The organism is Sphingobacteriia bacterium, from assembly GCA_017304685.1.
GTDB lineage: Bacteria > Pseudomonadota > Alphaproteobacteria > Rickettsiales > 33-17 > JAFKLR01.
Window position 1 is genome coordinate 344,778 of record JAFKLR010000003.1, and the last position, 23,580, is coordinate 368,357.

20 protein-coding genes are annotated in these 23,580 nt (G+C 26.7%); 14 read left to right on the plus strand and 6 right to left on the minus strand.

The features are described 5' to 3' along the window. Positions 1 to 5 precede the first annotated feature (5 nt). On the plus strand, positions 6 to 869 hold the full coding sequence (locus tag J0H68_01640; protein ID MBN8827391.1) for a hypothetical protein: 864 nt from the start codon (positions 6 to 8) through the stop codon (positions 867 to 869). 27 nt (positions 870 to 896) lie between these two features. Beyond that, positions 897 to 1,772, plus strand: a complete 876-nt coding sequence (locus J0H68_01645; protein ID MBN8827392.1) for a hypothetical protein — start codon at positions 897 to 899, stop codon at positions 1,770 to 1,772. 136 nt (positions 1,773 to 1,908) lie between these two features. Here the strand turns inward: J0H68_01645 and J0H68_01650 are convergent, their stop codons facing one another. Then, a complete protein-coding gene (locus J0H68_01650; protein ID MBN8827393.1) occupies positions 1,909 to 2,133 on the minus strand; it encodes a ChaB family protein in 225 nt (74 codons plus the stop codon). Positions 2,134 to 2,423: 290 nt separating this feature from the next. Between J0H68_01650 and J0H68_01655 the strand changes: the two genes are divergently transcribed. Continuing rightward, on the plus strand, positions 2,424 to 4,820 hold the full coding sequence (locus J0H68_01655) for a hypothetical protein (GenBank protein ID MBN8827394.1): 2,397 nt from the start codon (positions 2,424 to 2,426) through the stop codon (positions 4,818 to 4,820). A 49-nt stretch (positions 4,821 to 4,869) separates the two neighbouring features. Here the strand turns inward: J0H68_01655 and J0H68_01660 are convergent, their stop codons facing one another. Continuing rightward, entirely contained in the window at positions 4,870 to 5,364 is a 495-nt protein-coding gene (locus J0H68_01660; GenBank protein ID MBN8827395.1) for a VOC family protein, read from the minus strand. 101 nt (positions 5,365 to 5,465) lie between these two features. Between J0H68_01660 and J0H68_01665 the strand changes: the two genes are divergently transcribed. From J0H68_01665 to J0H68_01680, 4 genes are all read left to right on the plus strand, one after another. After that, positions 5,466 to 6,350 carry a LysR family transcriptional regulator gene (locus J0H68_01665; protein MBN8827396.1) on the plus strand — a complete coding sequence of 295 codons (885 nt, stop codon included), beginning with the start codon at positions 5,466 to 5,468 and terminating at the stop codon, positions 6,348 to 6,350. 146 nt (positions 6,351 to 6,496) lie between these two features. Beyond that, positions 6,497 to 7,786 carry a hypothetical protein gene (locus J0H68_01670; GenBank protein MBN8827397.1) on the plus strand — a complete coding sequence of 430 codons (1,290 nt, stop codon included), beginning with the start codon at positions 6,497 to 6,499 and terminating at the stop codon, positions 7,784 to 7,786. Between the two features lie 80 nt (positions 7,787 to 7,866). Continuing rightward, entirely contained in the window at positions 7,867 to 9,087 is a 1,221-nt protein-coding gene (locus J0H68_01675) for a hypothetical protein (protein ID MBN8827398.1), read from the plus strand. Positions 9,088 to 9,205: 118 nt separating this feature from the next. Continuing rightward, positions 9,206 to 11,296 carry a hypothetical protein gene (locus J0H68_01680; protein MBN8827399.1) on the plus strand — a complete coding sequence of 697 codons (2,091 nt, stop codon included), beginning with the start codon at positions 9,206 to 9,208 and terminating at the stop codon, positions 11,294 to 11,296. Positions 11,297 to 11,423: 127 nt separating this feature from the next. Here J0H68_01680 and J0H68_01685 read toward each other — a convergent pair whose 3' ends face one another. Genes J0H68_01685 through J0H68_01695 form a run of 3 tightly spaced genes read right to left on the minus strand, consistent with a single transcriptional unit; the run spans position 11,424 to position 13,727 of the window. Further along, positions 11,424 to 12,275, minus strand: coding sequence for a hypothetical protein (locus J0H68_01685; GenBank protein MBN8827400.1), 852 nt, complete (start codon positions 12,273 to 12,275; stop codon positions 11,424 to 11,426). Then, positions 12,272 to 12,991, minus strand: a complete 720-nt coding sequence (locus J0H68_01690) for a tetratricopeptide repeat-containing protein (GenBank protein ID MBN8827401.1) — start codon at positions 12,989 to 12,991, stop codon at positions 12,272 to 12,274. Before J0H68_01690 ends, J0H68_01685 begins: the two co-directional genes overlap by 4 nt. A gap of 10 nt (positions 12,992 to 13,001) precedes the next feature. Further along, positions 13,002 to 13,727, minus strand: coding sequence for a hypothetical protein (locus J0H68_01695; protein MBN8827402.1), 726 nt, complete (start codon positions 13,725 to 13,727; stop codon positions 13,002 to 13,004). Between the two features lie 602 nt (positions 13,728 to 14,329). On the opposite strand from J0H68_01695, the gene pheS reads away from it, so the two are divergent. From pheS to J0H68_01725, 6 genes are all read left to right on the plus strand, one after another. Beyond that, positions 14,330 to 15,388 carry a phenylalanine--tRNA ligase subunit alpha gene (gene pheS, locus J0H68_01700; protein ID MBN8827403.1) on the plus strand — a complete coding sequence of 353 codons (1,059 nt, stop codon included), beginning with the start codon at positions 14,330 to 14,332 and terminating at the stop codon, positions 15,386 to 15,388. A 128-nt stretch (positions 15,389 to 15,516) separates the two neighbouring features. Then, entirely contained in the window at positions 15,517 to 16,239 is a 723-nt protein-coding gene (locus J0H68_01705; GenBank protein MBN8827404.1) for a hypothetical protein, read from the plus strand. Positions 16,240 to 16,283: 44 nt separating this feature from the next. Continuing rightward, on the plus strand, positions 16,284 to 16,868 hold the full coding sequence (locus J0H68_01710; GenBank protein MBN8827405.1) for a peptide deformylase: 585 nt from the start codon (positions 16,284 to 16,286) through the stop codon (positions 16,866 to 16,868). Positions 16,869 to 16,939: 71 nt separating this feature from the next. Beyond that, positions 16,940 to 18,616 carry a hypothetical protein gene (locus tag J0H68_01715; GenBank protein ID MBN8827406.1) on the plus strand — a complete coding sequence of 559 codons (1,677 nt, stop codon included), beginning with the start codon at positions 16,940 to 16,942 and terminating at the stop codon, positions 18,614 to 18,616. Positions 18,617 to 18,706: 90 nt separating this feature from the next. Further along, a complete protein-coding gene (locus J0H68_01720; GenBank protein MBN8827407.1) occupies positions 18,707 to 19,429 on the plus strand; it encodes a carbonic anhydrase family protein in 723 nt (240 codons plus the stop codon). 188 nt (positions 19,430 to 19,617) lie between these two features. Next, on the plus strand, positions 19,618 to 20,871 hold the full coding sequence (locus J0H68_01725; protein MBN8827408.1) for a hypothetical protein: 1,254 nt from the start codon (positions 19,618 to 19,620) through the stop codon (positions 20,869 to 20,871). Between the two features lie 421 nt (positions 20,872 to 21,292). On the opposite strand, the gene J0H68_01730 is transcribed toward J0H68_01725, so the two are convergent. Further along, complete coding sequence (locus J0H68_01730) at positions 21,293 to 21,967, minus strand: HAD family phosphatase (protein MBN8827409.1); 675 nt, start codon at positions 21,965 to 21,967, stop codon at positions 21,293 to 21,295. Between the two features lie 192 nt (positions 21,968 to 22,159). On the opposite strand from J0H68_01730, the gene J0H68_01735 reads away from it, so the two are divergent. Then, positions 22,160 to 23,512 (plus strand): ankyrin repeat domain-containing protein, encoded by a 1,353-nt coding sequence (locus J0H68_01735; protein ID MBN8827410.1) that lies wholly within the window; start codon positions 22,160 to 22,162, stop codon positions 23,510 to 23,512. The last annotated feature ends 68 nt before the right edge of the window (positions 23,513 to 23,580 follow it).

The window sequence follows — 23,580 nt, forward strand, 5'->3', positions numbered from 1 at the left end:
GCTATATGAATTTTGAGATAGCAAAGCATTATGAATTTAGTCAATATAAGTTGACCTATAATGGATTTATGAATCCTAAAGGTAATTGCTTTGGTTTATCTGTAGACTGGTTAAGGTATAATAAACAATACCCAGAAAAAAATTATTTAAAGGATAAATATTATAAAAAAACTTCCGAAGGTTTCTTTAAGGATATATTTAAAGTAATCACAGGAACTAAATTTGATGAGGTGCATTCAGAGAATTTTTATAACAGAATAAATTATTATCAGGCCTCTCAATATAAATTTTATGATAATCAATATGAGCTGAAAAGTAAGTGGAAGTTTATATCAACAGCAGGTGAAACGCCTGATAGCGGAATAATTTTACTATCATCAGCTAAAGCTAGTAATGTGATAAAGGATATTGGAAAGTCACCTATTTGCGGTCATGCATGTGCATATAAAATTACACAAAATAGCAAGGGTTTTACTTATAAATATTTTGATCCAAATTTTGGTGAATCTATAAGCAAAAATTTTGCTACGAAAGAACAAGCTTTTGAAGGGTTACATTTTAAAATTAAAGCAGATATGGCCTCAAAATATTCTTCTACATATAAAGATTTTATATTTCCAAAAAATTGTGAAAAATTAGTTGATGATATTCAAACTTGCTGGAAGCAAGATAAAGCTGTTATTACTGGAAAGGGAATTGGAAAAAATTCTATTAAATTTAAAGAAATACAAGAGTTTGTAAAAAGTGAATATGATACCGTTTCTGCGCTAAGAAAAAATCTACCAACATTAGAAATTGAAAGTGCTTTACCCCAAGAATCACTTACAGAAAGTACGCATGAGCATTTTCAGGATTATTATGCTTCTTAATATACATAATTATAGTTAATAAATATTATGGATTCAGATATTTCTAAAAAATATAGCTTTAACCAAGGTGATTTAATTTGCAACGGTTATATGAATAAAGAAGGTACATGTGCTGGTTTAAGCGTAGATTGGCTTAAATTTAATAAAGCTAACCCTGCTAAAAATTATTTTGAAGATAAATATTATAAAAAAGCCTATACCGTAGAAAAACATGTTGATGGTATAAAAGTTATTTGTGACCAAATTAATTCGGATAATTTCTATAATAGAATTAATTATTATCAAGAAATGTATAACAATCTTTTTAATAATAAATATAGTTCCAAGGCGTCACATAATTTTTTATTAAAGCAATTGGAAACCCCTGACAATGGAATTATTACTTTAATTTCAAGCTATAGTTCAACTTTAAAAGATGATTTACTTCATAATGCTTTAGAAGCGTCTCATGTTTGTGCATATAAAATCAACAAAACCGAAAATGGCTTTAACTACCAATATTTTGATCCAAATTTTGGAGAATTAATTAGTATTAGTTATCCAACAAGAGAAATGGCAGTTAACAAATTACATGATAAAATAGCAGACGATATGGTTTCGATTCCTGAATATTCAATTTTTAAAGATTTTATATTTCAAAAAAATATTGATCAATTTATTAGGGATATTAATTTATGGTGGAAGGAAGATAAACCTTTTATTTCTGGACAAGGTATAGGTAAAAACTCTTTAAGTCATAATAAAATAGAAGAATTTGTAAATAACAAATTAGACAATTCAATAAGAGAATATAAAGGATTACTTTCCTTAAAAATTGAAGGTTGCCTAAACATAGATGAATTAAATGAAGTTCCGGTTTTTGAAATTACAACCAGTTCTCTAGAAGGTTACTATTCTGTTTGATATAAATAACTACTTATAGGCATAAATGAATTATTGCTTATAAGTAGTTACTCACATTACCACGGAAATACAAGCATTATAGATACAAAAAATATATATAATAAATGTATTTCACTTACTACATACATATCAAACATTATTTTTCCTCCCATTTATCATTAACTTTTTCATACTTCTTCTTAACGGCACTCCAGGCAACTTTATGAGCTATTTGTTCCCTACTTTCATCAGTTCTTCTTTTGTCAGCGTCTTCATATTCTTCCCACGCATGATTAAAACTTTCTTTGTAAATTTCCTGCGCATGTTTAGGAAGATTATCTGTAATATTCTTAGGTAGTTCCGAAACTTTTGAATAAGGCATATTTTCCTCCTTTATCCATATGTTAAAAAAAATTTTAATAGGATAAAATTAAAGTTATATTAATAGAATATTAATATTAAATGACGCTCGCAACATATTTTTTAATAAGCTCTTTTTTGAAGTTCCTGCACACGCTTTTTTATTAAATAAGGGATAATAAAGGGGAAGGTTGATTACCATAAATAAGTGAAAATTATACAAATTATTAATTTGTTAAATAATTTAGCTTGTAAATTTTGTCATAAAAGTTAATATCTTAATATAAGTCTTAATGTAATAAAGGATATATTATGCTAGAACAAAATAGTACTTTAGTACGTAAAACTTATAAATTCGTACTATTTTATGATTCTACAAAGGGGCTTTGTCTTAAATTTCAGAAAAATGTGTTTGAAAATATAAGTGAGAGGGCGTTTATTCTTGCATATTCATTACTTGGAAAAGAACAGGAATTATTATTTAACGAAGAAAACCCTAATATTACTGAAACACTTATTAAAGCAAATTTTACTCGTGCAATCCAATTTTTAAATAATAGAGATGTTGAAAGTAATGAAAATTTGAATATAAAGCCTCCAAATTCAAACTCTCCACTTTCTCTAAGAGCTATTTATTTAAATTCTAATCAAGTAAAAGCTATTAGTTTAAATGAAGAAGAAATATTATTTGTAATCAATATTGCAAATCACGATCTATTAAATAAATTATTTGAAGAAGAAAAATATTTATCTATCAGGTATTTGGTTAAATTTAATTTTACTAATGCATTAGAAGCGGTTTTTAAGTGCATAAAAAAACAAGTTTCTCAAACATTATTAACTCATATTGATGAGATGTTTAATCAATTTTGTACTGATAATAATACTCATAATACACTACAAAATACAAAAATATTTAATTTGATTATAAATGAACTTAAAGGCATAAAATCTTTTGAAATTATTCTTATTAATTGTTTAAAGAAAAACTTTCTTAAGCTAACAAAAGATCAAAACTTCTTTTATATTGAAGCATTGCTTGATGGATTATCAGATGAAGAATTTAAAAAATTTGTAAACACAAATCTAACTTTTGAGAATAAGCTTAATATTGGGCAAAATGGATTTGCTAGTCTGTTTAATAGAATATTGAAACATTCAAATAGTAAAGAAAAAGAAAGCCTTTTAAGTCATAATGATTATAGAATATTTAAATATATTATAGCTAATTATAATACTGAAGGCATAGAAGGTATATTTGCAAATATAGGGGATTATTTCAAAGAAAAATTATTATTCAATAATTTTGATCAATTAGTTAAAATTGTTAGAAGTAGTAATGTTGATGAAAATATTGCTTTTTTCAGTGCGCTTTTTAATAATTGTTCTGCGAATTTAATGGCAAAAATTCTCAAATATAGAGATTACGCTATATATAATCATGTTTTAAGTAGTGGATATACTCGAACCCTTTCTTTTTTCCTTCAGCAATTAAATTTAGAGAATTTTGAGGAATGTTTAAGAGGGGTAAATAATAATTGGCAAAAACTTCTAAAAGTAATTAACCAAAATTTATATCTTGAATTAGATATTCTCCTAAAAAAATCTAATGAATTATATAAAAATGCTAAGACAAACCCGATTAAAGAAAAAATAATAGACATCATACAAGAGTCGAACGTTACCTTATTTGAAAACAATTTTTATAGTATTTTTCAAGTTTTACTGAGCAATTTATCTGAAGGAGAGCGAAGTAATTTTCTTGAGCATATTTGTTTTAAAAATAGTGAGAGTTTTTTTAATAAATATTTTAATAGCTACTCCTCAGAAGAACTTACAGACAAAAATAGTATGCCGAAAAATAAAGTGTTTGGAGTTATACTTAAGTACGCAAATAAAGAAATTTATGAAAAATTTTTAAACGGTTCTATTGCTGTCCCAAGATTTTTAATATTAATAGATATATATATAGATATTATTCAAACTCAAAATAGTGCTTTAGGATATATATTTTACCTTCCTGTATTTAACCCTAGTAGAGATGCTAACATTCTTCTAGAAATAGATAAACTTCATAAATTTGAATTATTAGATAAGTTAATTAGTAATGAAAATTTTTTTAAAGAGCTAGGAGAAAGACTTTCTACATGCATTGGAAGATTTAAAAATATAAAAAAATATAATAAATACATACTGGTTACTGCTTTTATTCTTTCTTATTGTAATGAAGAAAATTTAAGAAGTTTTAAGGAGTTTTGGAATAATGATAATTATCTACAACAATTTTATTTAACATTTTATTTTGAAGATGTAGCAACATCTTTTGTAAAAGATGTGTTTAAAGCCTCTTGGATGTTTTACGACTTAATTCAAATAAAAAAAATAGAAGTTAATACAGCTTTTAATATTGTAGAATATATTTTGGAATCTAAAGAAAAGGATTTTAAACCTTGGCGTATAAGCAAACAGGGTATAAGCGTTATGAATAATGCTAATAATGAACCTATCCAACTACCAATTGAAATTCAAAAGTTAATTACTGAAAAATGTATTGATATATCAAGCTTAAATATTAAAGAGCAAAATGTATTTGTTAAAGAAACGCATGTTAAAGGCGTAGTTAGTCGTGATAAAAATAATTTGTTTTATAAAACATATAGAGAATTTGAAGAGAGTAAAGAAAGATCAAAAATTGAAAAGGAACAATAATATAGTTCCACTTTAACCAAATCGCTAGAGTGGAACTATATTATAATAGCTAATTAAGTGTTTCTTTTATAAAATCATCTCGTTGTTGCATGTAGTCTGTAATTTTTTTTACAGATGAAAAATTATTAGTTATTGTTCTTAGTTCAATAATATAACCATTAGGATCTTCAATAAAAGCAAACATTTGTTCTTCCTCTGTACCTTTATTGCAAATGGTTTCACCAATTATTACCTTAGAGTTTAGGTTTCTAACTCGATTCATAATATTTAATAATTCATCCAACTCTAATTCAAAAGTACCAAAATGAAACACTGGAATGAAGTTTTCGGTTTGAGCTTTAATAATTTCTTTATCGGTTAATCTTAAATTATTTGCCACTTCAAAATGAACCTGTTCATAAAATGCTATTATTGTACCGAAAAAATCAAAATAAGCATGGTTATCAACAGTTTTCATTTCAATATCAAAAATAGTTTTATAAAATTGAGCGGTTTTTGAAAGCTGGTTTGTGTTTAATGCTAAGTGAAAGCGTTTATTTGTCATTTTAATCTCCTTTGGTTTTAGGTTATATATATTTTATAACTCTTTCCAAATTAGAAATTAATTGCTATAATAATAATCATTGTTCTCAAATTAGAAATAATATGTTTTTTAGTGAAAGTAAACTTATTCATTTTATCAGCTTCATTAAAATTGTTGAAAAAGGCAGTTTTGTTGAAGCTGCGCATGATCTTAATATAAGCCCGTCTTCTCTTACAAAATTTATAAAAGAACTGGAACACAATTATAAATTCAAATTGTTTGTTAGAACTACAAGAAGTATTAAAGTTACAGAAGAGGGGAGTATTTTTTATAATAAAATAAAAGAAATTATCGATAAATTTTATGAATTTGAAGCAGAATTTAGTGAAAATGTATTAGAACTAAGAGGAAATCTTAAAGTTTTCAGTAGTATTAGCTTTGCTAAAATATTTATTATTCCAGCGATTGAGGAATATAATAAGCTATATCCCAATGTTAAAGTTGAACTTGAAATTAATGATGATGTTACAAAGTTTAAACATCATAAATATGATATAGTATATGGATTACAGGGGATTTATGAAAATAATTATATTCAAAAAAAATTATTTGAAACCTCATATGTAATATGTGCTTCAAAAAAATATTTTAACGATAATGGTAAACCTACAAATTTAGAGGATCTTAAAAATCATACTTTAATCACTCATAAAAACCGACCGAATGAATTTAATGAAAGGTTTTTTGCCAAACAACGAATAAACGTTAATGATTCAGAAATAATGTTAGACCTTGCACTTAAAAGCATAGGAATAATAATTATTCATAAATATCTAATTCAAAATTATTTAAATTCCTGGCAATTAATAGAGGTTGAATTAGAGGATATTTCTTTAAACCCCATAAATATTTATAGTTTTCATCAAAAATTCGATTTTCATAATCGTAAACAGTTAAAATTTATGGAAATTGTTGAAAAAAATGTTAAAACCTTTCTTCCATACTAGATGATTCTGGTTATAAATCACTGTTTTATATAAATAAAAAATTAAAATTAACGATTAGTTAATAAATTATCTTGTAATTACAGAAAAATTAATATATAGTTAAAACCAATTTTTGAAATTAACTAATTATATTTATAGAGGCCTATATGAAAAAACGTCCAATTGAAGCAGTTGAAGTTCCTTCAACTCAGCAAAAACTCACCAAAAAAAGGAAGATTGAGTTATTACTTACTGCAGCAAAAGAATTATTAAGCACAATTGCCAGTGATTCTGATGAAGATAAAGATGATAGTGATTATGTAGAACCAAATGCACCTGCAGTACCTGCAAATATAACAATTAATAATTTCCATGTTTTTCAATTAAAGCCATTTATTAACCCTTCTTTACATGAAGAGTTAAATATTAATAGGGAAGAATATAGAGAGATAAAAGATCGAATTATAGATTCAGTCATTTGTAATTTAGGTTTGGGTAAAAATCGAACTGCTATTTATAATGAATATTTAGCTTTAGATGAAGTTATTACTTATGATTCGATTAGTACAAACAAAAATATGCAAAAAGAAATAAACGATATAATAATTGCGAAAAAATTATATTTACCTGCTTTAAAGCGTTTTATAGAAAGACATGCATCACATTTACCGAAATTAAGTGAGGAATTACTAGATAATAACATTAATGCAAGCTTTTTAGAAGAACTCCATACAAGAATTTCATTAATCTGCACTCGGAAGACTAAAAAAAGCGTTAAACCTAAAAAAAGCCTAAAACCACAAGTCACTTCAATAAATAGTGCAAATGTTGATTTACTTGGCAGACCGCGTTCACCAATATGCACCTCGCTTCCTTCATTTGAAGAAGGGTTTGCTCGTTTTTCTTATAATCAGAATACTTTAAACAATACAACAGAATTTAATAAATTACCTAGTTTAAATCAGTTACTAGGTAGTTTAGGCAGAGAATCAAATTTTAGGCAGCAAATTGATGCACCACTTAATACCAATGTTTCGATTTCACAACCAATTTCTGCAACCCAAGTTGTAGATAATACTGAAGTAAAATTAGAAGAAATAAAGAAAGTTGTATTTAGTAAAACAATTGAATTTTTTACTAATAAAAATTGTTTAGAAGCTTACGCAAGAACTAGATTAAAATCATTAGAAAATGTTGACGTGACTAGCCCTTTAATACTTAACTATATTATTGATTCAATAATTAAAACAAAATTTTATATGAATCAAATTAACGTTCAGATTTTTAGACATGTTCAAATTAATGAACATGAGCAAGTTTATAATTACATTTGCTCAAAAACTTCTGAATTAGAGAAGGTATTAACTAGCTTTACTATTAATCCAAATAGTAATCGTGAAGCAAGCTTTCGTGATAGAACGAATGTGAATTATGTTTTACAGCAAATAAACAAATAAAAATTTTTAGGGAAAGGTAATGCCTTTCTCTAATTTAATAACATACATTTATACATTGATTAATTAATGAGGAATTAATTATGAGCAAACGTAAATTACCAAAAAGAAGAAAAACGCTATCTGCGATGGAAGAGAGCGCAATAAACAGTTTAGCGTCTTTAGCTGGTAGTCAAAGTACAGAAGTTCCTCAAGTAAATAATAATATTAATACGAATGTTAATATTAACATTAGTCATACAAATGTAGTGGAACCAAGACAGGAAACTTCAGATGTCATTCCTTTAGGGGTTCAAAGTACACAGCCTGTAGTTGTTAATATAAGTAACACAAATGTTATTGTACCATCTTATTTACAACATTCATCACAGCCATATCAGATAGAGCAAAATTATGAATATCAATATTCAAATTATAGGCAAGCTTCGCAGCAGAACTATAGGCAGCCATTTCCTTTATCAGAGCGCCACTCTCAAGTGCAATATACTACGCCTTTGTCAGTAGTTAATATTAGTCAGCATGCACCAATGCCCAAAACAAATGTTATTCAGCATGCGCCAGTGCAAGTAACTAATATTCCTATTCAGCAAAGTGATTTTAGGGAAAGAATTGCGCCAACATCTAATATAGCACTTAAATCAGCGCAATTTGAGAAACCGGTACCTTCTAAACCTATAAGTGTAGAAGCTTTTTATAGGGAAGAAATGGTTAGAAAAATACAATCTTCAGGTGAAACAACAAGCAAAAATAGAAGGCCAATTTTACCAAAGCGTGTTAAAGTTAGTGAAATTGTAGATTTAACTATATCTGATGATAAAGAAAAAACAGCTAATATTAATAATAACAATAATACTAACATTCCAAACACAGTAAGTATTACCAATATTGCAAATCCTATGAATGTTTCTAATCCAGTTTATAAACTTGGTTCAGGCGAAGCCTTAAATAGGAATGATATAAATAATCTTAATAGATATGTAGAAGCTAGAGCTAATGCAATTGCAGATATGGTGAAAGATTATTATGAAAAAAAATCTGACTACCAATTACCTATTTTCTATTATTTACACAATATACATAATAGGACAAGTGAGAAGCCTGATTCAGATAAAATTTATATTAATATTGAATTGCGTCCGCATTTGCAACGTTACGCAGGAATTTACGGCCTACAATTTTATGATTTACAAGACTTTGTGTGGGAAAACCCTAAGCTTATATTAGAAGAAAATAATAAATATCAGCAGAATAATTCTCATCGCTCAAATGTTGAAAAACCATCTCCAACTATAAGAAGAAAATAATTAAAGAGGCTATAAAATTTGTCCTTATAGCCTCTTCATTCATTAAATTAAATTCTCGACTCGTAAAGTAATTATATATATAAACTGCCTTAATTAACTTATAATTGAGGTAAGTGGCATGGCTCTTGTAAAATCATTAGTAAATGAAAAAGGTTTTTTAATTTATAGCAATAATGAAATAGTTTGTTTATGTCTAAACAATGAAACCTATACTCAGTGTGATGAAGAAATACTGTTAAATGTGTTTTCAAAAATGACCGAGACCGAAGTTGAAAAATTTATTAAAGGTAATAATTATTGCAGTATAAAGATAGCCTTTGAACAAGGTTTCGATAAGCTTTTAAATAATATCTTTGCTAAAATCACAAATAAAGAAGAAATTAATTTAGTCGAGGTAGTAAAAAAAGGCTTTGAAACTGCGTGTATGAGAGATTTTGGGAGTATTTTAAAACTTACTTTACAATATTACAAAGATTCTAAAGCAAATGAAGAATTGGTAAGTGTTTTTAAAAGCAGGGAAGTGTTAAATCGCTTATTTAATTATCTGCCAAGTGAATCAGCTCTTAATATTGTAATGGAATATTTAACTGATATAGACCTTATAGAAATAGTTGATGAACATTTTAAAAGTGATGGTAAGCAAATTTACAATATCATCTATCGCATTGCACCTGAACATTTAAAAAGAATTTTAAACGCTATGAGCTTAATAAAGCTTGAAGAAATTTTTTCAAGTACTATGTATAGTTCACACAAAACATATCAATTTTTCTTTAATATAGTTTTTAATCATTCTCATAATATTTCTGATATAAGGCCTGCGGAGATAATAACTCAAAGACTTAGCGAAAATTTGCAAAGGAAAATATTTGTTGAAGGATCCCATAGTTTCTTTTCGGAAATGTGGTCTAATCCTAAAGTATTTGTTGCAATTTGTAGAAGCTTAAAGCCAAATGTGTGGGATAAAGTATTTATCCATAATAATTTTGAATTATTTGAAAATTATCTTTTTGATTCATTTACGAACGATGAAAAAGTAAAAGTATTTGAATATATTCTTGAAACAAGACCCTTAAAGGAAATTGAATGGCTATTATTTAAAAATGATAATAAATGCTTAGAGCAATGTTTTCATTTTAAGGGTTATATCGATACACTCTTAAGGTTTTCTCGAAAGACTTATCAAAATCAACCAATAAATCAAATTAAAGAAAAAATTTTAGAAATAGTTTTTCATGATCCAGGGTTTCATAAAGAAGTATTTGATAATTTATCATTAGAAGAAGCCAGAAAACTTATTAAATCTTTTTATAAACTAGAAGAAGGAATTATTGATGAAGAATCAGTTTTTTGGTCTGTATTAAATTTAAGAAAACCCCCAGAAAAAGTACTTGAAAGTATTTTTTCTTTAACCGTTTATTTTGACCGCGAAATTTGGCAAGATATGTTAAAATGTACTGTTATAAAAGAATTATATTTAACCGGTATAAATCAGTTTGATGAAAAAAATGAGCATTTATATAAAATTACTAAAAACCTTAAAGCTTTAGGTTTATTAGATAATGTAATAGGCACTCAAAGTTTTGCTAAAAGATTTGAGGAATTATTAGAAAAAAGCCTTCCAACTAATCTTGTGTATAAATGTCCTTCCATAAATATAAAATTCGGATACATTCTTGCATATTTGCCTCATGAATTTCGCACGCAAATTATAAAAAATCTTACCTCTCTCTCTGAAAATACTATTCAGCAGGAAATTTTACAAAAAATTGTACAAGCTGCAGAAGTTTTTTATGATCTTATTCAAGTGAAAAAAATGGATGATTTACTTGCTGCTAAAATTATGCTTTTAAAAACTCATTATAATATAAAATCAGATTTACCTGCCTATAAAGCATTTACTCTTCTTAATAAAAGCGTTTTTGCATTTTTTCACAATTCTAAAGCAGAAGAAAATAAAGAAGAGACATCAAAATTTTATGAAAATGTAATTATACCTTTTTATAAAGAGCTTATTACCCAACCTGGGTTTGATGAAAAATCATATGACCTTACTTTAAAAAATGAAGAAGTGAAGGAAGTATTAAAAGAAATGACTTGGCAAGAAATTACTAAAAGAAGTAAAGAAAAAACTTTTTATCAAAACAGAGAGGCAATTGAAGAGGAAAATATAATTCAAGTTAATAATGTGTTAAGCAAATCAAAGTAATGTTTACCTTATTTTTAAGACTATAAAACCTGCTCTTTTATTAATTTAAATAAAACAACTTATAAGTATACTCTCTAAAAAATTTTAAAGAGTATACTTAAACTAGATAAAGATTTAAAGAGTTTTTCTATTTATTAGGAAATTTAACTACAAAAGAACTATTATTAGAATTTTTTAATTTTCTAAAAACTATCTCTCCTAAAAGCTGCGCATCTTTTTGAAGTATATCTATAAAAGCACCAGTAGGATTTACTAGTGTTTTAAGTGTTTGCATTGCTATCATATCAAACAAATCATTAGAATTTGAACGTTGATTCAAATACGTATTACCTAAAGTATGGGTTACATTACTTAATGTGCTTTGATTAGTTTGATTTATTACAAGTTCTGTAGAAGGGTCAAGATCAGTCGGCCTGTTTTTTCTTTTATAATAAGCAAAATACGCAGTACTTGCTACCAATAAACCTATACCGACACCTTTAATAACTTTTGTATGTTTTTTATATATGTCTTTTAAATTATCTAATAAAGATTTATTAGTTGGAATTATAACATTAGTAAATTCTGTATAGGGTAATATATCACTTGTATTTTTTATACAATATTCATAATATGCAATCATTCTTTGTATTTCTGTATATCTAACATTATTTTGATCTAGATATGGTTTTATAATATATGCTTTACAAATAACTTTATCTTTATCATTAGTGATATTTAATTCCTGACAATAAACATTAGTTATAAATTCAAGCTTTTTTTCTATATAATTAAAAATATTTTGAGAGTTTTCAAGAAAAGTATGCGCTGCTTTAAAGTCAAATTTAGTTATACTACTTAGAAATTTATTAAAGTTAGACTCAAATAAAACAATTTCATCATCAATATTTTTTTCTGCTTCATTTATTAAATTTTGAGCATGAACAGAAACGTTAAATTTTGGTATTTTGTATTTTAATATTGTTTCTTTTTGTATCATATATTTATTCCTTTCTTAGTAATTTCATTTTTAGATTTTTCAAAAATACTTCTTAAGCAATTGCTTAATTTATTAGATAAAGTATTTGTAGAGATATTTTGGTTTTTATAAGAATTAGATAAAAAATACTGAGTTAAAAAATCTGATACAATATAAGTAATTAAAAATACCGAAATTGATAAAAAGATATTTTTAAATAATTTATGAGAAGATTTTTTTTCTACACGTTTTTCAAAGTGGTCAAAAAACAAACCCATTTCATTGTATTTTTCTTCAATGCCTGTTTGTACATCTAATTGTTTGCTCAAATTTTTTATAATAACCAATTTATCTCTTAAAAAATGATTATTATAATCATTTTCATCTTCTAAATTAAAGTTTAAACGTTCAATGGATTGCTTGTAATATTTTAAGGCTTCTTGTCGTTGGTTTAATGACATATATATTTCAGCTAAGCTTTCACAGGCCATGTTTCTTACAGTCAATCTTTGTAAAGGTCGTGTTAAATTTAAAATATCTAAACAACACCTAATTGCTATTTGTATATCATTACCTTGATTTCTACTGCGTAAATGATCTGATAAAAAAACCAAAGCTCTTATATTGTTTGGGTCGCATTGTAAACATTTAAAAAGTTCATTAATACCTGCATCAATATTATTTTGCATTAATAATTGAACTGCATTATTTAAAAATGTTCTGGCTTCTAAACTCATGATAAACCTCTTATTCTTTAAATTTACCAATTACATAAGGTTGATTGTACATTTCTCTATAATTGCAATATCTATATAAAAATTCATTTGCAGCCTGTAAGCCTTCACTAAATTTTTCGTTAATTCTTTTATTATAATTATCAATATTATCTCTATAATTTAATATAGTCTCTTTTGGTTGAGCAGGATATAAATTTTTATATTGCTTTTTAGCTTTAATTTCTTTTTCTAACATTTGCATTGCTTGGTACATTTTATTAAACATATCGTTAAAATGCCCTTTGTATAAAACATCATCAGGGTTAATTTGCTTTATGTTTTTCTTATATATATCGTAAAAAGATTTTATAAGTTCTACAAATTCCTTTGGTTTTACTTCAAAAGGTTCGTAGTTGGTATTTTCAATATTATTATTATATAGCCTGATTAATCTTTTAATTTCAGGATACATTTGCTCTTTTAATTTAAGTAATTCTTCTGTTTCGCCAGGGAACATTTTTTCAAAACCATCAATAAGCCCTGCAACGGAAACCTCATTATTATTTTCTAATACCTGGCCCAGAACTTGATTTTGGTTATTATTGTTATTTGGTTGAGGATTGTGTACTGCTTGTACCGGTCTATTAGTATACCATGTGTATAACGCATTAACTGCTAAAAGACCTGTAACAAATATTCCTAGCGGAACAATAAATGGTTCATTACGTTCTTGTTCTTCCCTGTCTCTTCTTCTCATTTTGTTGCTCCATAAAAATCATATAGTTTTTATAACTAATAGTTCATTTTATAACAAGCGTTAAGAAAGTATAAAAAACAGTAACTTAATAAATATGTTTATAATAAATATATTAAAAAAAGGTAAGTAATTCATTAACTTAGTTTAGTGTAATTATTATTTTACGCATAATGATTATAAGAAATGTAATAAAAAATCATTATAATATAAGGTATTTAAAGTAGTTATATTCATTAACAAAATTTTTATCAAAACAGAGAGGCAATTGAAGAGGAAAATATAATTCAAGTTAATAATGTGTTAAGCAAATCAAAGTAATGTTTACCTTATTTATATAATAAATTTTTATTTAAATTAAGGAGATGTATATGCTTACTTCTAAAAGAGAATTAGGTTTTGAAGGCGTTTCTTCACCTAACAGGAAAGCAAATATATTTTATTAGGAATATAAAATTATTAAAAGTAATAGGGAGCTTTACGATGAGTTTACAAGTATTTGTAACGATCCTTCTCTATAATATTCAAGCTTTATGCATTAAATATTGAACTTAATAGTAAGTTATAATATTATAAGCCCATATTTTAAAATATAGGCTTATAATATGTCTGAATTAGAACTTAAATTTAAAGAATGTGTAGAGAAAGTAAGGGCTTCTAAAACCTTACCTGAACTCGAGCAAATAAAAGCTGAAGTGTTGGGTAAATCAGGTTTTTTAACCCTTGAAATGGGTAAAATTAAAGATTTACCTGTAGAAGAAAAGAAAAGTTTTGGTGCACGTGTTAACCAAGTAAAATTAGAAATAACTGAGGTTATTGATTCAGTTCGCGAAAAGCTTGAAACCGAAAGTTTAAATCAAAAGTTACAGTCTGAAAGGATTGATGTAACTTTACCAGTAACACCACTTCCAAAAGGTTCAATTCACCCTATTAATCGTGCTTTTGAAGAAGCTATTGCAATTTTCGGTGCAATGGGTTTCTCAGTTGTTACAGGACCTGAGATTGAAGATGATTTTCATAATTTTACCGCTTTAAATACACCTGAAACTCACCCTGCACGTGCTATGCATGATACGTTTTATATTGAAGGTGATAAATTACTTCGTACACAAACCTCAAGTGTACAAATTAGGTATATGACCAATAATAAGCCTCCCTATAGAATCATTTCGCCTGGAAGAGTTTATAGGTGCGATTATGATGCAACTCATACCCCAATGTTTAATCAATTAGAAGTTTTATGCGTTGATAAAGGTATTAATATGGGGCATTTAAAATTTACTCTAAGCCAGTTTTTTAGCAAATTCTTCGAAGTTGATAATGTTCCAATAAGACTAAGACCAAGCTTCTTCCCATTTACTGAACCTTCAGCAGAAGTAGATGTAGGTTATGGTAAAAAAGATGGGGCAATTAAAATTGGCGGTGGCAATGAATGGCTTGAGATTCTTGGTTGCGGTATGGTGCACCCAAATGTTCTTAAAAACTGCGGAGTGGACCCTAATGAATACCAGGGTTTTGCTTTAGGCATGGGAATGGATAGAATGGCAATGCTTAAATATGGGATCGGTGACCTTAGAAGCTTCTTTGAAGGTGATAAAAGATGGTTTGATTATTATAACTTCTCAAACTTTGACATACCGAACTTAATCTACGGTCTTTCATAAATACATTTTATTTTTATTATAATTAAGCAATCTTAAGCCATAAAACTCAGTTTAATTTGTAATTATTATTCAAGTGAACAAAGAATGTTTTTACTTGTTATAGATTATATTTAAAAGGAAATTATAAAATGAGAAATCAGGAAGACAAGAAGAGATTGAGAGATGAAAATTTAAATGTAAACAGTAATTCTGAACAACCTAAACAGAAAAAGCAAAAAATCTCACATAATTCTATTTCATTAATACTTAATAAAGAGAATGTTGAAAATTTAAAATTAGAGGATATTTCTTTTTCTAATATAAGTGAACAAAATAAACCTTTAGAAGAAGAGCCTATTTACTACACTGAATTTGATAAAGCAACTCAAGAATATTGTAGAACGGTAGGAAAAATATTTAATGATGCTTTAAATGAATTTGAGCAATCATTAGGAAATTTTTTCAATCTGCCAATAGTTAAAAGAAACCTTATAATAATGGCAAAATATTATTCTAATACTTTAAATGAAGAAATAAAAAGTAAAAAATTAAGACAAGCATTAAGTGAGATTAATAATGTGATCGAAGATATTTCATGGAGAATTACAGGTACGCTTTTAATTTTAAGAATTAATTATATAAGCAAAGGAGAGGAAAAAATATCTGTTCCGGGCGAAAGTATTCCAGAAAGAAAAAACCTTATTGATGCAATAAAGAAAAAAGCAATTAAAACCTTGAAAGATGATTTAGTTGAACAGGTCGAAGATTTAATGTCAGATAAAGTAAAAGAAAAGTACGATTTAGAAAAAATTGGAAATTCATTTAGACATATTATTACTATAAATAATAATAGCACATGTCTTATGTGGTAATAAAATAATGGAATATAATTTTAATTATTTTTAGGAAAATAAAAATGTCGAATCTACCGCCTTATGTTGCAATTAATGATGAAAATATTGATAAGAATAAAAGAGAAATGCTCATTACCCCTTCTGAAACAATTCAATTTCCTTTATCAGAAGAAAATTTGGAAATTATAAAAATTTTAGAAACAAAATTTGATAATGAAGATAATTGTGTTGGGCTTGCAGCTCCACAAATTGGATTTCATAAAAGGATAATAGTTTTTGCTGTAAATGCATCAGAAGAACTTAGAAAATGGCGACCAGACCTAACAGAAGGTATGCCAAAAACAATATGGATCAATCCGGAATATCAAGGAATTGGAGAAGAAAAATCAGAAGATTACGAAGGGTGTTTTTCCGTAAATAACATGGCGGGAACTGTTAAAAGATATACTAGTATACGGTATTCAGCGTTTTTACCAAACGGGGAAAAAATAGAAGGTACTGCAAATGGTTTTTTAGCGCGAGTAATTCAGCATGAAATAGATCATACTCAAGGAATACTTTACATTCATAAGGCAAATGAAGGTTCAGTAATGACAATTGAAGAATATAGAGAAAAGCGTAAGAAGGCTATGGAAGGAGACAATTAACACATTGTAAACTATTGTTTTATAACTAAAAATGACTATTATGGTGAGATTAAATCAACCATAGGTAATTTATGAAACAAAATCTTGAGGACTTAAGGAAAATTTACCCTGACATTTTTAAACAAGAATGTAGCGAATACTGGCAAGCGGCATTAAGTGCTCTAATCGATATTAGTGAAAATATTGATCAAACCTTTTCTGTTACAAATTTAAATCCTTTTAACGCAAGTAATTTTAAAGAGTTTTTCAAGTATTTGGTTACTATATCTAAATTCACTACTTTAAATCCTTCTCAAAAAACTTCTCCACAATATTTTGAGATGGAACTAAATTCGCTTGCAGAACAAATCATAAAAATTATAGATACGCACCTACCTATTAAAAACTTGGATCAGAGACAAATTTACTACTCAAATTTTATTAGTAAGTTTAATTTATATGCGGCTATTCAGTTTAAAAACGAACCTACAATTGATCCTTTACTAGTAGAAAAGAAAATTCTTAAAAATAGCATGAAAATTGATGCTAAAGTTGAAACAATAAATAATGAAGAATATTATTCAGCAGCAGCTATTGGCTCACGTAATGATCAACAAGATAGACATATTGTTGCAAATGTAGAGCATATATCAAAAGATTTAATTGGTAATTTCTTTAATGAAATATTAAGAGAAGCCGGTAAAACATTAAAACCATATTTTAAAAGCGGTTCTACAGCAATCCTTGCATATCCTTCTCCTCAAACCATAATTGCAAGTGTAGGCGATTCAGTAGCTCTTGCTGTTATCATTAATAAAGCAACAGGTGAGGTAACATGCGAAAAGTTAAATCCTAGCCATTCACCTTGGGTAATAATGGAAAAACATATTTTACTTTATAATAATGAAAGTATTATTGAGGATAGGGTCAATTTAGCTGTTAATCTTTCAAGATGTATTGGAGCGGAAGGTATATTTGGTGATTCAAATAATAATTATTATGTTTCATCAATTATGAATTATGATTATTCAAAATATCTTAGTAACCAGGATAATGAATGTTATTTAATTATAGCGACCGATGGGCTTGTTGCAGAAGGTGCAATTAGCATAGAAAATATAGGTTATAAGTTAAAGGATTTAAGAGCTAATAAGGTAAATTTAGCAGAAGGTTTAGCTCAGTTTGTTTTAGAAAAAGTTACAAATGCAGATAACATTACTGTTAATGTAAAACAAATAACAAAAGATACTAAAGGTGCCTTAATAGGGGTGTTTGATGGATTTTATGATTCAAGAGTTGCAGAAGAGCTTGTAGCATATGTAAATCATAATATTAAAAATATTGATCTTAATAAGCTTAAAAAAGCTATTCCGGTTTCATATAAAGCCAGTAATCCAAGCATTTTTTCAGGGATAGCGGCAAATATTAGTTCTTCCATTTTAAGTTTTGGGGCTTTAAAAATTCCAAGAGTAATAGGAAATACAACTAGTTACTTTTATTCTTGGCTGGATCCTAATAGTCATTCTGATTTTACCAATTCACTTCGCGAAGACCCAGTAACTAATATTGATAATACGGAAGAAAAAGAGCAGAGAGAACAGAAGCAAATAAAAGATAATTCTTCTGAAACTTCCTCTATATCAGCAGATGATATTATTTCTCTTTTCAATGAAGAAGAATTAAATAACCATAGAAATAATATCGAAAAAGATGAGGTAAATAAAGTTGAGCAAGACAAGGTAAAGGAAGAAGAAGGTTTAGCTTTATAAATCTTCACTTAACATTTTAATACATTTAAGTAGAATAAATTATAGTACTTGATTTTAGGTACTATAATTTATTTTTAAATAATGGATAAAATGATGAAAACCTTTTTGGCAATGCCATTAAAAATATTTTTAATTACTATCATTTCAATTCCATTCGCCCATGCGGTTGAACGTAATGTATATTGGGAATATAAGAGCCATGAAGGTGATTATAAACAAGATAAGGCAAAAGATGAGTTGAAATGTCAAACTAATAAAGAACAAACTTTGATTGACTTTAAAGCGCCAATGAAGACAAAAAGATATAAATTGGAATATCATTATGCGCCGCTTAAATTACCTAAAGTAGTAAATAATGGTCATACCTTACAATTTTCACAAAGTATGAATAATCATATTACAATTAATGGTGAAGTATATAAATTATTACAACTTCATTTTCATGTACCAAGTAAGCATACAAAAAATCTAAAACATTCCGAGTTAGAACTTCATTTAGTGCATCAAAATCATAATAAAGAACTTGCTATTATTGGGGTATTTATTAAAACTGGTAAATCAAATTCAGTATTAAATGATTTAATTAAATTTGCATTGAGTAAAGAGGATGAAAATTTATTTAAAGATACGGAAATTGATTTATATAAATTGTTACCAGAGACCCATAAATATTATCATTATACAGCTTCTTTAACAACACCGCCATGTAGTGAAAATGTTAAATGGTTTGTGTTTAATGAGCCAATTGAGGCTTTAGGAAATGAGATTACTGCAATCACAAATATTTTAAAATATAATACACGTTTAAATTAATTATTAGATTTAAAAATAAATTACGAAAAATTATAAGATGTTGTTTTTACCATTTTCTTAATTTATTTCATTATACAAATATTAAGCGTGCTTACTAACTAATTGACATGCCAAAACTAATAGTAAAATATAAGTTAACATAGATAATAATTATTTAATCTATGTTAACTTATATTGCGGAGAATCATATGTCAAAGGTTAATGAAGAAATATATGGTGGTATTAAGAACACTTTAAAAGATTGTGATGGTATTAATTTTATTAAGTGCATAAAAGCCCTGAAAAATAAAGATGATGGTTTATTTAAAGAGGTGATAAAAAGAGATAATTATTTAATTTTTTATAATCTCCTAGAGGTTGAAAATTGGAAAAATAATCATGACCCGACACTTGAAATTATTCAATTAGCAAATGAAGTCAAAATGAATATAGGAAAAATGCTTGTTGCTACTTTTAACTTGTGTCTTACGAATGAGAATATCGCTGGACTTCAAAGATTTTTAAAAATAGTAAAAGAGAATAATATCAAAATTGATAAGCATGTTTTTAAAATAAATGATCTTATAAACATAAGAGATTTGTGTAAATATTTGCAAGCTAGCTTAGAGAGACAAAATCATCGGATGACGCATGAATTATTAGATATTATTAAGGAATGTAAAATAAGTATATATACAACGATTTTTGAGGAGTATGATAAAATAATTAGAGATGTTTTAACTAACGGCAATTTAGAAGTTATAAAAGAGTTTACTAATTTAATTATTAAAGAAAATAAAAAAGAGCTAAATAAGGGTTTAAAATTTGAGTTTAATTATATTTTATTCAAAGCCATAAAAGAAAATAATTTAGAGAAAATAAGCTTATTAATAGAATGTGCTAAAAGTATTTACGGCAATCTTAATAAAATTTTAGAGTGTGAAAATTTAAATTTATTTGCTGAAGCGGTCAGTTATAAAAATTTAGAAGCTTTAAAGCTTTTAACAAAAAACATTGATAATTCTTTATTACGTGAATTGATGAAAAAAAATAACTATAGTGTATTTGCTAGCTCTTTAGTAAGTAATCATTTTACATTTTCTGATTCTCCTGAGAAGAATGATTTGTTAATTTTTGAATATTTACTAGAAAGTGCATCGACGTGTAATATAAAATTAAATAAAGTAATTAAAGCCGATGAATATGAAGTCATAAGGTTGCTTACAAATGAAGTAAATGTTTGCTCTCCAAAATGGAGAGTTTGTGTTACTAAAATTTTTAAATCCCTAGCAACTAATGAAATCGTTGAAATTATTAATTATGTTAAGGCAAATTTTGATAAAGCAGAAATTGCTGCAAAACTCGAATTATTAAAAGATAGCATTGATAAAAATAATAATACACATAGGGGGCATTTTGATTCATCTAAATCAAATAACAAGGGCGCTCAATTAGGAGATTAATTAAGTAATTTTAATAAATTTAAGTTTTATATAATAGGTTATTAGGTTATTCTAATAACCTATCTTTTTAATTTCTAAATCGTGTAGGGTTTATATATCCATGTTAATAATTCATATTTAATACAATGAAAGTGTAAGTATACAAGAAAAGTTTATATAAAATATTTATAAATTATGGATATGGTAGAGCTGTAGATATATATGCATATACTATTTATGCTAGGAATAGAGTAGAAAATAGACTTGTAAATTCAACACTTATTCCTTTAAAAACACTACGAACATTAACCTTAGCTTTTGTAATTCAAACTAAAGAAGAAATAAAAGATCATAATATTGATCAAGATACATTAGTAAAACTTGAAGATGATTCTCACAGGCTTATAATTGATAAATATCCAAGTAGCTTTTTTTATACAGCTTATTTTGCAAAATAATTTTTAGTAAATTCAATTAATTCTTTATTTGTTGAAACTACTGGAACATTAAATTTTGTAAATTTTTCTTTATACCATGGAAATTGTGTATGTTTACCACCCAAAAAGCATACAACTTCCATGTTTGCATTTAAAGCGGCTTCAATGCCTACGGGGCTATCTTCGATTACTAAGCAATTTTTTGGATCTACATTCATTTGCTTAGCAGCATAAAGAAAAACATCAGGCGCAGGTTTAGGTTTTGAAACATGGTTATGTGCGGAAAATATATTATTTTCTTTAAAGAAACGTAATTGGTCAGTTACTTTAAGTGACAATAATATTCTATCAACATTACTGCTTGAAGCTACACAGCGAGGAATGTTTTCTTTTTCTAAATAACTCAAAAATTCTGTCATTAACGGTTGTAATTCATTCTTAAAAGCCATTAATAAATCGCTATTTGAATTATTAAGTGCCTCTAGAGGGATTTCAATACCAGTTTCTGATTTAATTATTTTGCATATTGTATAAACGTTAATTCCGATGAATTTCTTTAGGCATTCTTCTGTAGAAATTGAGTAACCAAATTTTTTAAGTAATTCAGCTTCTACTCGATGAGCAATGATTTCACTATCGACTAATACACCATCACAATCAAAAATAATAGTTTTAGACATTTAATGTACTCAAATATAAGGAAAATTCATACATTTATAAATAATATAAAGCTTTATAAATGGTCAAGTATGTATTTTAGCAAATAACTGATTATTAAATACTATTTTATTAAGCTTAATTTGTCTATAGACTAATTAGTAATAAAATTGTAAACTTTAATAGTAAATTAACTAACTGTAAGGAGTTAGTTTGTGTTAAATGAAAGATATAATAATCAAGCAGATACATTATCACCTGATGTAATAGCTCACATATTCGATGTTTCTCGCCCAAGAGATGTATTTAATTTTCTTAAGGCTAATAAAATTTCACGAGATATGTGCAACCGAAGAAGGCAGGAATTATTAGGTAGTAGTAAAGTTAAAGGTATCGATCCTGAAAACTTACTTGATTACTTAGCATCAATTCTTGCATTAAATGATGCAATTTTTGAAAAAGATATTAAACAAGTTAAAAAGCTTTTTGCTCTTGGATGTATTACAAATAATAATATTCAAAGTAAGATAAAAGAGATCAAAACTAGTGATGTAATGCTAAAACTATTACATGATTATAACATTTTTGATGCTATTGCTAATAAAGATTTTTATAGTAATGAACATGATGTTGAAGCACTTTTAAATGTTAGAAATGCCTATGGTTTAACTAACATCGAACAACAAGCTTTTTATTATAAAATTGAAAATATACAATCTGTTATAAATTATCTTAAAGTACATAAAGATATAAAATTAATAATAGAAAATAAAATTGAAAACTCCCTTAGTAAAATTAGAAAAATTATTGCAGGCAAAAGCCTTGAGTTAATAAAGCATAATAACCCGCATGATATAATAGCTTCGCAAATTCTATTATTAGAATATATAGAAAATGATGATGCGATTTCTTTAAAAAAATTATTACAATCAGGTGCCGGTTTTATTGAACAAAATATTGAAATCTCAAAACCTAAATGTAAAAAATTGTTTAAAGAACAAAAGCAAAATTTTATAAAACTTGATGCATTGCTTAACGTTAAAAATTTAGATTCTAATTCAATAAAAGAATTTATTTTAAATAATGGAATAAGTATTAATGCCTATATTAAAAACTTGTTGCTCAACACAACTTGGGATAATTATTCAAATAATGAAATATTAAAAATTTTATTTAATATTGGGCGTAACTATAACATAAAAGATAAATGCGGGCAAACCCCTTTACATTCCTTTGCTAAAGATGATATCAATGTTAACTTAGTAGATTATTGGCTCGGTGAGGGAAGTGCAAAAAACCCTAAAGATATTAATAGCCAAACGCCATTACATATTGCAGTTGCTCATAATTCTTTAAAAAATATTAAATCCTTAGTAAAAAGTGGAGCGAATATTTATACAAAGAATAATAAAGGCAAAACTCCGCTATTGATTGCACTTAATCAAGGAAATGAGGAAATTGTTAAATACTTTAATGAAGTTATTGTTAAAGAAAAGCAAAAACGTATTAGTAAAAGACTTAAACATAAAACTGTCATAATATATAAAGCTAAGCAAGCTCAAGGTTAAAACATCCTCATTTCTCTATTGCTAAATCCTTATAATTTATTAGAATGTCCTCAAATTAAGATAGTTTA

What these genes read in the sequence shown, in the direction of transcription:
- J0H68_01640 (MBN8827391.1), top strand. Translation starts at nt 6, where the DNA reads ATGAATTTTGAGATAGCAAAGCATTATGAATTTAGTCAATATAAGTTG.
- J0H68_01645 (MBN8827392.1), top strand. Translation starts at nt 897, where the DNA reads ATGGATTCAGATATTTCTAAAAAATATAGCTTTAACCAAGGTGATTTA.
- J0H68_01650 (MBN8827393.1), bottom strand. Translation starts at nt 2,133, where the DNA reads ATGCCTTATTCAAAAGTTTCGGAACTACCTAAGAATATTACAGATAAT.
- J0H68_01655 (MBN8827394.1), top strand. Translation starts at nt 2,424, where the DNA reads ATGCTAGAACAAAATAGTACTTTAGTACGTAAAACTTATAAATTCGTA.
- J0H68_01660 (MBN8827395.1), bottom strand. Translation starts at nt 5,364, where the DNA reads ATGACAAATAAACGCTTTCACTTAGCATTAAACACAAACCAGCTTTCA.
- J0H68_01665 (MBN8827396.1), top strand. Translation starts at nt 5,466, where the DNA reads ATGTTTTTTAGTGAAAGTAAACTTATTCATTTTATCAGCTTCATTAAA.
- J0H68_01670 (MBN8827397.1), top strand. Translation starts at nt 6,497, where the DNA reads ATGAAAAAACGTCCAATTGAAGCAGTTGAAGTTCCTTCAACTCAGCAA.
- J0H68_01675 (MBN8827398.1), top strand. Translation starts at nt 7,867, where the DNA reads ATGAGCAAACGTAAATTACCAAAAAGAAGAAAAACGCTATCTGCGATG.
- J0H68_01680 (MBN8827399.1), top strand. Translation starts at nt 9,206, where the DNA reads ATGGCTCTTGTAAAATCATTAGTAAATGAAAAAGGTTTTTTAATTTAT.
- J0H68_01685 (MBN8827400.1), bottom strand. Translation starts at nt 12,275, where the DNA reads ATGATACAAAAAGAAACAATATTAAAATACAAAATACCAAAATTTAAC.
- J0H68_01690 (MBN8827401.1), bottom strand. Translation starts at nt 12,991, where the DNA reads ATGAGTTTAGAAGCCAGAACATTTTTAAATAATGCAGTTCAATTATTA.
- J0H68_01695 (MBN8827402.1), bottom strand. Translation starts at nt 13,727, where the DNA reads ATGAGAAGAAGAGACAGGGAAGAACAAGAACGTAATGAACCATTTATT.
- pheS (MBN8827403.1), top strand. Translation starts at nt 14,330, where the DNA reads ATGTCTGAATTAGAACTTAAATTTAAAGAATGTGTAGAGAAAGTAAGG.
- J0H68_01705 (MBN8827404.1), top strand. Translation starts at nt 15,517, where the DNA reads ATGAGAAATCAGGAAGACAAGAAGAGATTGAGAGATGAAAATTTAAAT.
- J0H68_01710 (MBN8827405.1), top strand. Translation starts at nt 16,284, where the DNA reads ATGTCGAATCTACCGCCTTATGTTGCAATTAATGATGAAAATATTGAT.
- J0H68_01715 (MBN8827406.1), top strand. Translation starts at nt 16,940, where the DNA reads ATGAAACAAAATCTTGAGGACTTAAGGAAAATTTACCCTGACATTTTT.
- J0H68_01720 (MBN8827407.1), top strand. Translation starts at nt 18,707, where the DNA reads ATGATGAAAACCTTTTTGGCAATGCCATTAAAAATATTTTTAATTACT.
- J0H68_01725 (MBN8827408.1), top strand. Translation starts at nt 19,618, where the DNA reads ATGTCAAAGGTTAATGAAGAAATATATGGTGGTATTAAGAACACTTTA.
- J0H68_01730 (MBN8827409.1), bottom strand. Translation starts at nt 21,967, where the DNA reads ATGTCTAAAACTATTATTTTTGATTGTGATGGTGTATTAGTCGATAGT.